This is a genomic window from Paraburkholderia sp. BR10141, assembly GCF_056155635.1.
The window spans coordinates 1-10,828 of record NZ_JBMIQH010000074.1 but is presented as its reverse complement, the minus strand read 5'-3'; the positions used below and the strand labels follow the sequence as shown (position 1 = coordinate 10,828).

At 65.5% G+C, this 10,828-nt stretch carries 8 protein-coding genes; all 8 read left to right on the top strand.

The genetic code is table 11. The features are described from left to right. The first annotated feature begins 660 nt into the window (after window positions 1-660). The gene (locus ACOJB8_RS40130) at window positions 661-4,707 is read left to right on the top strand and encodes a DUF3683 domain-containing protein (RefSeq protein WP_475017754.1); all 4,047 of its coding nucleotides are present in this window, start codon (window positions 661-663) and stop codon (window positions 4,705-4,707) included. Between the two features lie 41 nt (window positions 4,708-4,748). Next, a complete protein-coding gene (locus ACOJB8_RS40125) occupies window positions 4,749-5,174 on the top strand; it encodes an HIT family protein (RefSeq protein WP_069262913.1) in 426 nt (141 codons plus the stop codon). A gap of 78 nt (window positions 5,175-5,252) precedes the next feature. After that, window positions 5,253-5,666, top strand: coding sequence for a gamma-butyrobetaine hydroxylase family protein (locus tag ACOJB8_RS40120; protein ID WP_069262912.1), 414 nt, complete (start codon window positions 5,253-5,255; stop codon window positions 5,664-5,666). A gap of 90 nt (window positions 5,667-5,756) precedes the next feature. After that, window positions 5,757-6,488: a bifunctional demethylmenaquinone methyltransferase/2-methoxy-6-polyprenyl-1,4-benzoquinol methylase UbiE gene (ubiE, locus tag ACOJB8_RS40115; protein ID WP_069262911.1), complete on the top strand. Its 732-nt coding sequence runs from the start codon at window positions 5,757-5,759 to the stop codon at window positions 6,486-6,488. A gap of 36 nt (window positions 6,489-6,524) precedes the next feature. After that, a complete protein-coding gene (locus tag ACOJB8_RS40110; protein ID WP_475017751.1) occupies window positions 6,525-7,541 on the top strand; it encodes a Tim44 domain-containing protein in 1,017 nt (338 codons plus the stop codon). A gap of 171 nt (window positions 7,542-7,712) precedes the next feature. Beyond that, window positions 7,713-8,348, top strand: coding sequence for a ubiquinone biosynthesis accessory factor UbiJ (locus tag ACOJB8_RS40105; RefSeq protein ID WP_069262909.1), 636 nt, complete (start codon window positions 7,713-7,715; stop codon window positions 8,346-8,348). Between the two features lie 18 nt (window positions 8,349-8,366). Then, a complete protein-coding gene (gene ubiB / locus ACOJB8_RS40100; RefSeq protein WP_342948407.1) occupies window positions 8,367-9,944 on the top strand; it encodes a ubiquinone biosynthesis regulatory protein kinase UbiB in 1,578 nt (525 codons plus the stop codon). A gap of 27 nt (window positions 9,945-9,971) precedes the next feature. Continuing rightward, window positions 9,972-10,622, top strand: coding sequence for a methyltransferase domain-containing protein (locus tag ACOJB8_RS40095; RefSeq protein WP_342948408.1), 651 nt, complete (start codon window positions 9,972-9,974; stop codon window positions 10,620-10,622). The last annotated feature ends 206 nt before the right edge of the window (window positions 10,623-10,828 follow it).

Here is a 10,828-nt window from a genome sequence, read left to right as displayed (position 1 = left end):
GTTGCGCAGACGCGCCGAGAGGTTCGGGGCGCGCTCGAGTTCGGTTTCGCGGGCGACATCGTACACGCGGGCGGTGAGGATCTTCTTCAGGTATTCGTCGTGGGAGGCCATGCGAGGGCGCGCCGGGCGCGGGTTTAGGGCGGGAAAGCGTAAATGATAGCGCCAACCGTTTCAGCGCTGGCGGCGCGGCCTGGCGGCTGGCGCCGGATGCGGCGGCGCGATTCGCCGACCGGCCGGAAGGCAAATCATCGTCAAAGCGCGCGCAATCGGGCGCGAATCGCCCGTCAACGCAAGTGAATCTTGTGTGTTCACCAGGTTCCCACGCAGCGTCAGCGCGGGTGCGGATCATGCGGTAAAATCCTTTTTCGAAACAAGGATCGGATGATGCACTGGCAACCTCGGACAGCCCATTTGATGCCCGCACGGCGCGTAACCCGCCCGGCGGCGCAGCGGCACGCCCGCCACGCACGATCGTGTCGCTAAATCCGAGCGCCGGGGAACCATCGGCGTGAGCGTTGCCGCCATGTGCCTCCCCACCCTTTTCGTCCGCAGCCTGCCACAGGCGGACACGATTTCAGAATAGCGCCCCACGCGCCCCGTCAGTATCCGTCGCAGCGGCCGCGAGCCGTGCACGGGACTGGCCCAAAGAGTCGTCCAACCATGAACGCACCTCAAGTTTTCGATCCTCACGGCGCCGCCGCCGCCGTGGCCGCCGACATCGAACCGCGCCTGCGCGAGATTCCCTATAACTACACGTCGTTTTCGGACCGCGAAATCGTCATCCGCCTGCTCGGCGAAGACGCATGGAACGCGCTCGCCGAGCTGCGCGCGGAGCGCCGCACCGGCCGCTCGGCGCGCATGCTGTACGAGGTGCTGGGCGACATCTGGGTCGTGCGCCGCAACCCGTATCTGCAGGATGATCTGCTCGACAATCCGAAGCGCCGCGCGCTCCTGATCGAGGCGTTGAACCACCGCCTCGCCGAAATCGAGAAGCGCCGCCGCGCCGATCTGCAGGAGCACACGGACAAAGAAGGCGTGGATCGTGCCGCGCGCGTCGAAAAACTGGTCGGCGCCACGCGCCGCGCCATCGACGCCTTCGCGGGCGAGTTCGAGAAGATGGCCGACCTGCGCCGCCGCGCGACGAAGGTGCTCGGCAAGCGCACGGCCAAGGACAACATCCGTTTCGACGGCCTCTCGCGCGTCTCGCACGTGACCGACGCGACCGACTGGCGCGTGGAATATCCGTTCGTCGTCCTCACGCCCGATACCGAAGCCGAAATCGCGGGCCTCATCAAGGCCTGTTTCGAACTCGGCCTCACCGTGATTCCGCGCGGAGGCGGCACGGGCTACACGGGCGGCGCGGTGCCGCTCACGCCGTTCTCGGCCGTCATCAATACCGAAAAGCTCGAGCAGCTCGGCCCCGTCGAGATGATCGACCTGCCGGGCGTGAACCGCAAGGTCGCGACGATTTTCTCGGGCGCGGGCGTGGTCACGCGCCGCGTAACCGAGGCCGCCGACGCGGCGGGCTTCGTCTTCGCCGTCGATCCGACTTCGCTCGATGCGTCCTGCATCGGCGGCAACGTTGCGATGAACGCGGGCGGCAAGAAGGCGGTGCTGTGGGGCACGGCGCTCGACAATCTCGCCTGGTGGCGCATGGTCGACCCGCAGGGCAACTGGCTCGAGGTCACGCGTCTTGACCACAACATGGGCAAGATCCACGACATTCCCGTGGCGCGCTTCGAGCTGAAGTGGTTCGACGGCGAATACGCGCCGGGCGAAAAGCTGCTGCGCGCTGAATCGCTCGATATCGAAGGCAAGCGCTTCCGCAAGGAAGGCCTCGGCAAGGACGTCACCGACAAGTTCCTCGCCGGCCTGCCGGGCGTGCAGAAGGAAGGCTGCGACGGGCTCATCACGTCCGCGCGCTGGGTGCTGCACAAGATGCCCGCGCATACGCGCACGGTGTGCCTCGAGTTCTTCGGCCAGGCGCGCGAGGCGATTCCGAGCATCGTCGAGATCAAGGACTACCTGTTCGAGACGTCGAAGCAGGGCGGCGCGATTCTCGCGGGCCTCGAGCACCTCGACGAGCGCTATCTGCGCGCCGTGGGCTACGCGACCAAGAGCAAGCGCAACGCGTTTCCGAAGATGGTGCTGATCGGCGACATCGTCGGCGACGACGCCGATGCCGTGGCCGCCGCGACCTCGGAAGTCATTCGCATGGCCAACGGCAAGAGCGGCGAAGGCTTCGTCGCGGTGTCCGCCGAGGCACGCAAGCGCTTCTGGCTCGACCGCAGCCGCACGGCCGCGATTGCCAAGCACACCAACGCGTTCAAGATCAACGAAGACGTCGTGATCCCGCTCAACCGCATGGGCGAGTACACGGACGGCATCGAGCGCATCAACATCGAGCTGTCGATCAAGAACAAGCTGCAACTGGTCGACGCGCTCGAAGCGTTCTTCAAGGCGGGCAAGCTGCCGCTCGGCAAGACCGACGACGCGAACGAGATCCCCTCCGCGGAACTGCTCGAAGACCGCGTCCAGCAGGCGCTCGACCTGCTCAAGCGCGTGCGCGAGCGCTGGACCTTCGTGGGCGAGAAGCTCGATCTGTCGCTGCGCGAGGCGCAGCACTACCTCGTGCAGCTGGGCTACGAGGCGCTGGCGGAGAAGTTCGCCGACCGCGTGGACGTGCAGCCCGACGCCAACGTCTTCCACGTGACTCAGGACCGCACGGTGCGGATTTCGTGGAAGCAGGAGATCCGCGCGGAACTGCGCAAGATCTTCAACGGCGGCGAATTCAAGCCGATCCTCGACGAGACGCAGGCGATCCACAAGAAGGTGCTGCGCGGGCGCGTATTCGTGGCGCTGCACATGCACGCCGGCGACGGCAACGTGCACACGAACCTGCCGGTCAACTCCGACAACTACGAGATGCTGCAGGACGCGCACCATGCGGTCGCGCGCATCATGAAGCTCGCGCGTTCGCTCGACGGCGTGATCTCGGGCGAGCACGGCATCGGCATCACGAAGCTCGAATTCCTCACGGACGAAGAGATCGCCGAGTTCCGCGCTTACAAGCAACGCGTCGATCCGCAAGGCCGCTTCAACGCGGGCAAGCTGCTCGAAGGCGCCGACCTGCGCAACGCCTACACGCCGTCGTTCGGCCTGATGGGCTACGAGTCGCTCATCATGCAGCAGTCCGACATTGGCGCGATTGCCGATTCGGTGAAGGACTGCCTGCGCTGCGGCAAGTGCAAGCCCGTGTGCGCGACGCACGTGCCGCGCGCGAACCTGCTCTACAGCCCGCGCAACAAGATTCTCGCGACTTCCTTGCTGGTCGAGGCGTTCCTGTACGAAGAGCAGACGCGCCGCGGCGTGTCGATCAAGCACTGGGACGAGTTCAACGACGTGGCCGACCACTGCACGGTCTGCCACAAATGCGTGACGCCGTGCCCGGTCAAGATCGACTTCGGCGATGTGACCATGAACATGCGCAATCTGCTGCGCAAGATGGGCAAGAAGAAGTTCAACGCGGGCAACGCGGCGGGCATGTTCTTCCTGAACGCCACGAACCCGCAGACCATCAACCTCGCGCGCACCGCGATGATGGGCGTGGGCTACAAGGCGCAGCGCCTTGGCAACGACGTGCTGAAGAAGTTCGTCAAGAAGCAGACGGCGCTGCCGCCCGCCACCACGGGCAAGCCGCCCGTGGTCGAGCAGGTGATCCACTTCGTCAACAAGAAGATGCCGGGCAACCTGCCGAAGAAGACGGCGCGCGCGCTGCTCGACATCGAAGACAACAAGATCGTGCCGATCATCCGCAACCCGAAGACGACGAACGTCGATTCGGAAGCGGTGTTCTACTTCCCCGGCTGCGGCTCGGAGCGTCTGTTCTCGCAAGTGGGCCTCGCCACCCAGGCGATGCTCTGGGAAGCGGGCGTGCAGACGGTGCTGCCGCCGGGCTACCTGTGCTGCGGCTATCCGCAGCGCGGCTCGGGCCAGTACGACAAGGCCGAGAAGATCGTCACCGACAACCGCGTGCTGTTCCATCGCGTCGCGAACACGCTGAACTACCTCGACATCAAGACCGTCGTGGTGTCGTGCGGTACGTGCTACGACCAGCTCGCGGGTTATGAATTCGACAAGATCTTCCCGGGATGCCGCATCATCGACATCCACGAGTTCCTGCTCGAGAAGGACATCAAGCTCGACGGCGTGACGGGCACGCGCTACATGTATCACGACCCGTGCCACACGCCGATCAAGACGATGGATCCGGTCAAGCTCGTCAATGAGCTGATGGGTGCTGAACACGACGGCTACAAGATCGAGAAGAACGATCGCTGCTGCGGCGAATCGGGCACGCTGGCCGTGACGCGCCCGGACGTTTCGACGCAGGTGCGTTTCCGCAAGGAAGAGGAAATCCGCAAGGGCGCGGCGAAGCTGCGTGGCATTCCGATCGTCGGCAACGGCGCGAACGGGGTGCAGCCGGCGACGCAGCAGGAAGCGGGCGGGCAGGGTACGACGCAGGACGTCAAGATTCTCACCTCTTGCCCGTCGTGCCTCCAGGGTCTGTCGCGGTACAACGAGGACGCCAACATCGAAGCCGATTACATCGTGGTGGAAATCGCCCGCCACATACTTGGCGAAAACTGGATGGCGGACTACGTTCAGAACGCGAACAATGGCGGAATCGAGCGCGTGCTGGTCTAATGGCTGCGCTCAATTTTCCGTGAACGGGTTCGAGGACGACGATGACATGCGTATTCTGCAGTGAGGAAGGCGGCGACGTGCTGTGGCAGGACGAGCGCATGCGCGTCGTGCTCGCGACTGCCGAGGCCGACTATCCCGGCTTCTGCCGGGTCATCTGGAATGCGCACGTCGCCGAATTCTCGGACCTGGGCGCGGCCGACCGGGAACATCTGATGCGCGCGGTGTACGCCGTCGAGCGTGCGCTGCGCCGCGTCATGCAGCCTTCGAAAGTGAATCTGGCGAGCCTCGGCAACCAGGTGCCGCACGTGCACTGGCACGTCATTCCGCGCTTCACGAACGATGCCCATTTCCCGCTGCCCGTCTGGGCACCGCGCCAGCGCACAGTGTCCGAGGCAATGCTGGGCCAGCGCCGCGCGCAGGCCACGCTGCTGCGCGACGCGGTGCGCCACGAAATGGAGCAGGCTTAAGGCCTGAGCGGGCGGGCGCGGTGAGCGTCCAATTGCGTCCAATACGCGTCCAACACGCATCCAACAGCGGGAACGATCATGAGTGGACTGAAATCCGATACGCCGGTGCCAAGCGGCGTCGTGGTGCACGCCGTCTCGCGCGTGCTGGAACTCCAGTATGCGAACGGGGAGAGCTACCGCGTGCCCTTCGAGCTGATGCGCGTGTATTCGCCCTCGGCGGAGGTGCGCGGGCACGGCGCCGGCCAGGAAACGCTGCAGACGGGCAAGCGCGAGGTGACGATTACGGCGCTGGAAGGTGTCGGCAACTACGCGCTGCAGCCCACGTTCTCCGACGGCCACAACACCGGCATCTACTCGTGGGACCAGCTCTATGAGCTCGCCACACGCCAGGACGAGCTCTGGGCGGAATATTTCGCCAGACTGAAGGCGGCGGGCGTCGAGCGCGACGCTCCGATGGCGGCGCCTCCTGCCGCGCATGGCCACTGCCACTGACGCTTCCTGTTACGATCCAGCCCCGCCGCATCTCTGACAGACGCGGCGCAGCACACCAATAGAACACCCTTCCGCGAAAGGACGAGCGCGATGAGCAAAACCCACTTCGGCTATCAGACAGTCGACGAACAGGACAAGGCGAAGAAAGTGGCCGGCGTGTTTCACTCGGTCGCCTCGAACTACGACCTGATGAACGATCTGATGTCGGGCGGGCTGCACCGCGCGTGGAAGGCGTTCACGATCGCGCAGGCGAACATCCGGCCCGGTGCGAAGGTGCTCGACATCGCGGGCGGCACCGGCGACCTTTCCATGGCGTTCGCGAAGAAAGCGGGCCCGACGGGCGAGGTCTGGCACACCGACATCAACGAGTCGATGCTGCGCGTGGGCCGCGACCGCCTCATCGACAACGGCGTGATCACGCCGGCGCTCCTTTGCGACGCCGAGAAAATCCCCTTTCCGGACAACTATTTCGATGTGGTGACCGTGGCTTTCGGGCTGCGCAACATGACGCACAAGGACGCTGCGCTCGCCGAGATGCGCCGTGTGCTCAAGCCGGGCGGCCGCGTGCTCGTGCTCGAATTCTCGAAGGTCTGGGAGCCGCTCAAGAAGGCGTACGACGTCTATTCGTTCAAGGTGCTGCCGTGGCTTGGCCGGCGCTTCGCCCAGGACGCGGACAGCTACCAGTACCTCGCGGAATCGATCCGCATGCATCCGGACCAGGAAACACTCAAGACGATGATGGAACAAGTCGGCCTCGAAGCCGTCAAATATTACAATTTGTCAGCTGGCGTGGTAGCCTTACACGTCGGCACAAAGTATTAGTGTTCCCAACTCACTGTCTTTAAAGGAATTTTCGCCATGTCTGAGCCCTGCAACGCTGCTTCCAAAAAGCTTTCATCGTCATGGGCCAGACGAATCGGCGTCCTGGCCCTTGCCGGCGTGATGATTGCCGGCAGCCTCGCATCGTTCGACGCAGAGGCTCGCCGCATGGGTGGCGGCCGCAGTTTCGGCAAGCAGTCGTCCACGGCTACGCAGCGCAGCACCACGCCGCCGCCGGCCCAGCCCACCCCCGCGAATCCCGCGCAGCAGGCCGGCGCCCAGCGCGCTCCCGGCACGCCGGCTCCCACGCCCGCGCCCGCACCGGCGCGCAATCGCTGGCTTGGGCCGATCGCGGGCCTCGCAGCGGGTCTTGGCATCGCCGCGCTGCTTTCGCACTTCGGTCTTGGCGAGGCGTTTGCCGGCATGATGGCCAACATGATCGTCATTGCGATCATCGCCTTTATCGCCGTCTGGCTGATCCGCAAGTTCATGAGCCGCCGCCGTGCCGCGGAACCCGCGTACCAGGGCGGGTATGCGTCGAACAGCATGAACCCGTCGTCGGGCGGGTATCAGCCGCAGGAGCCGCGCTACACCGCGCCGCCCACGGGGCAGTACCTCGCGCCTGAAGCCAATCCGCTGAGCACGCCGCAAATCGATACGCCGGCAGCGGCGTCGATTCCGGCCGGCTTCGACACGGAAGCCTTCGTACGCAATGCCAAGGTTTACTTCGTGCGCCTGCAGGCCGCATGGGACGCGGGCAACATGGACGACATCCGCGAATTCACGACGCCCGAGATGTTCGCCGAAATCCGCGTCGATCTCGCGGGCCGCGGCGCGCAGCCCAACCAGACCGACGTCGTGCAGCTCAACGCGGACCTGCTCGGCGTGGAAGACCGCGGCAGCGAATACCTTGCGAGCGTGCGCTTCTCCGGCCTGATTCGCGAAGCCATGGGTGAGCCGGCCGCGCCGTTCGTCGAGGTATGGAATCTCTCGAAGTCGCGCACGTCGGGCGAAGGCTGGCTGCTCGCGGGCATCCAGCAGGTCGAATCTCACTGAGCCGGTAGCCGGGCCGAGCGTCTCGTGACTTGATCCAGATCGCAGTGCGGTGCCTTCCAGGCGCCCCGCCGCATTCGACAGGGCAGGGCGGCGGCGCGATCCTGTGGCTCGAACGTTACAATAGGAACCCGCCCGGGCTTGTGCCCGTGCGGGTTTTCTTATTCCAAGCCGATGACTCTTGCCGCCAAGCCCTTCGCTGCCGCCGTCAATCACCTGCTCGCCCGCGAAACGTGGGCACGCGAGCGTCTCGCCCCCTATGCCGGCAAGACGGCCCGTCTCACCTGTGCGCCCATCGTGCTCACGCTGCTCGTGCAGCCGGACGGCTATCTGGGCGCGGTCGAGGACCACGATGCGGGCGACGTCGATGTGACGCTCTCGCTGCCCGCAGGCGCGCTCTCGTCGTTCATGCAGGGCGGCCAGGCGGCCGTGATGAAGCACGTGAAGATCGAGGGCGATGCCGAGTTTGCGCAGGTCATCGGCAAGCTCGCCGAGCATCTGCGCTGGGAGCCCGAAGAGGACCTCGCGAAGCTGATCGGCGACGCGCCGGCTTCACGCATCGCCACGCTCGCGCGCGCCGCGAGCGAGCAGGCCCTGCGCACCGGGCGCAACGTGCTCGGCTCGGTCACGGAATATCTGCTCGATGAAAATCCGCAGCTCGTGCGGCGCGCCGAGCTCGACGGCTTCAATGAAGAGCTGTCGCGCGCACGCGACGCGCTGGCGCGCGTGGAAAAGCGCATCGAGCGGCTCGAACAAAAATCACAGGCCGGCGGCGGGAGCCAAAGCGCTGCGCCGCGCGGCTCGCGCTAGTCAACAGGCCCCCCAGACATGCGTTTTCTGCGTTTCCTCAAGATTTTCTTCACCGTCATCCGCTTCGGCCTGGACGAGATGATGTTGAGCCGGATCAACGACCGGCGTGTCGCGCTGCTTCTGCGCATCACCACGATCGGCCGTCGCTTCGACGATCCGCCCGGTTTGCGTCTGCGTCTCGCGCTGGAAAGCCTCGGCCCGATCTTCGTGAAATTCGGCCAGGTGCTGTCCACGCGCCGCGATCTGCTGCCGCCCGATATCGCAAACGAACTGGCGAAGCTGCAGGACCAGGTGCCGCCGTTCGATTCGAACGTGGCGATCGGCCTGATCGAGAAGTCGCTGGGCGCACCGGTCGACACGATCTTCGACGAGTTCGAGCGCGTGCCGGTGGCGAGCGCATCGATTGCCCAGGTGCACTTCGCCAAGGTGAAGTCGGGCCAGCACGCGGGCAAGCCGGTGGCGGTGAAGGTGCTGCGCCCGAACATGCGTCCGGTGATCGACTCCGACCTCGCGCTGCTGCGCGACATCGCCGTGTGGGCCGAGCGCCTGTGGGCCGACGGCAAGCGTCTGAAGCCGCGCGAAGTGGTGGCAGAATTCGACAAGTACCTGCACGACGAGCTCGACCTCATGCGCGAGGCCGCGAACGGCAGCCAGTTGCGCCGCAATTTCGCGGGCCTCGACCTGCTGCTCGTGCCGGAAATGTACTGGGAATTCAGCACGGCCAACGTGCTGGTGATGGAGCGCATGGTCGGCGTGCCGATCAGCCAGGTGGACAAGCTGCGGGCGGCAGGCGTGGACATTCCGAAGCTCGCGCGCGAGGGCGTCGAGATCTTCTTCACGCAGGTGTTCCGCGACGGCTTCTTTCACGCCGACATGCACCCCGGCAACATTCAGGTGAGTCTCGATCCCGTGCATTTCGGCCGCTATATTGCGCTCGATTTCGGCATCGTCGGCGCGTTGTCGGACTTCGACAAGAATTATCTCGCGCAGAACTTTCTCGCGTTCTTCAAGCGCGACTATCATCGCGTGGCGACGCTGCATATCGAATCGGGGTGGGTACCGCCCAACACGCGCGTGGAGGAGCTGGAGAGCGCGATTCGCGCCGTGTGCGAACCGTATTTCGACCGGGCGTTGAAGGACATCTCGCTCGGCCAGGTGCTGCTGCGCCTCTTCCAGACCTCGCGGCGCTTCAACGTGGAAATCCAGCCGCAGCTCGTGCTGCTGCAAAAGACCATGCTCAACGTCGAAGGTCTCGGGCGCTCGCTCGATCCGGAGCTCGATCTCTGGAAAACAGCGAAGCCGTATCTCGAGCGCTGGATGACCGAGCAGATCGGCCTGCGCGGCTGGTACGAGCGCTTCAAGATCGAAGCGCCGCAATGGAGCAAGACGCTGCCGCAATTGCCGCGCCTCGTGCACCAGGCGCTCCTGCATCGCCAGGAACCGGGCGGTTTCGCGAACGACGAGACGATCCGCGCGATGCTCGCCGAGCAACGCCGCACGAACCGCATGCTGCAGGGCCTGCTCCTGTTCGGCGTTGCCGTGGGCGTGGGCATGGTGGCCGCGCGCGTGTGGCTCGCGTTTGCCTACGGCGGCTGACGGACCACGTGAACAAGGAGTGAGACGATGAGCGACCCGACCCTGCCGCCGCAACCGGGCGAAGTGCCCGAGTTCGAAACCCGCGACCCGGCGTCGCCCTCGTTCTGGAATGAGCGCTTTGCGCGCGGCTTCACGCCGTGGGATCAGGCGGGCGTGCAGCGCCAGTTCGAAGCCTTCGCCACGGCGCACCCTGGCGCCGCGGTGCTGATTCCGGGCTGTGGTAATGCCTGGGAAGCACGTTGGCTCGCCGAGCGCGGCCGTACGGTGCGCGCCATCGACTTCGCGCCGGCCGCGGTCGCGAGCGCGCGCACGGCGCTGGGGCAGTACGCCGGTGTCGTCGAAGAGGCGGACTTCTACGCCTACACGCCGCCGTTCATGCCGGCCTGGGTGTTCGAGCGCGCGTTCCTGTGCGCGCTGCCCAAAACGCAGCGCGCGAGCTACGCCACCCGCATGGCCCAGCTGTTGCAGCCCGGCGCATTGCTCGCGGGCTATTTCTTCATCGGCGAGACGCCCAAGGGCCCGCCGTTCGCGATCGCGCGCGACGAACTCGACGCCTTGCTCACGCCGTACTTCACGTTGGCCGACGATCAGCCCGTGGCCGACTCGCTGCCCGTGTTCGTCGGGCGCGAGCGATGGCTCGTGTGGCGCCGCAACGACGTCGCGCCGTCGGCCGTTTGAGCGGGGTTGGAGCTGTCTCAGGCCGGCACGCCGTGCGCTTGCCGCCTTGCATGGCCGCGCGCGCTCTTGATGTGCGCGCAACCTGCCCTCATCTAAACCGAGGCGGCCGCAACCCTCCGACCTTCCCCGCTGGACGCCCAACCCCGGTAAATGCCAGGGGCGATCCTGGTTTGCGGCTATAATTCAAGGCTTTGCAAGCAATTATC

Bases quoted from the DNA above. Each gene is read 5' to 3' on its own strand.
- ACOJB8_RS40120 (WP_069262912.1), top strand. From the start codon at position 5,253: ATGAGTGGACTGAAATCCGATACGCCGGTGCCAAGCGGCGTCGTGGTG.
- ubiE (WP_069262911.1), top strand. From the start codon at position 5,757: ATGAGCAAAACCCACTTCGGCTATCAGACAGTCGACGAACAGGACAAG.
- ACOJB8_RS40130 (WP_475017754.1), top strand. From the start codon at position 661: ATGAACGCACCTCAAGTTTTCGATCCTCACGGCGCCGCCGCCGCCGTG.
- ACOJB8_RS40110 (WP_475017751.1), top strand. From the start codon at position 6,525: ATGTCTGAGCCCTGCAACGCTGCTTCCAAAAAGCTTTCATCGTCATGG.
- ubiB (WP_342948407.1), top strand. From the start codon at position 8,367: ATGCGTTTTCTGCGTTTCCTCAAGATTTTCTTCACCGTCATCCGCTTC.
- ACOJB8_RS40105 (WP_069262909.1), top strand. From the start codon at position 7,713: ATGACTCTTGCCGCCAAGCCCTTCGCTGCCGCCGTCAATCACCTGCTC.
- ACOJB8_RS40125 (WP_069262913.1), top strand. From the start codon at position 4,749: ATGACATGCGTATTCTGCAGTGAGGAAGGCGGCGACGTGCTGTGGCAG.
- ACOJB8_RS40095 (WP_342948408.1), top strand. From the start codon at position 9,972: ATGAGCGACCCGACCCTGCCGCCGCAACCGGGCGAAGTGCCCGAGTTC.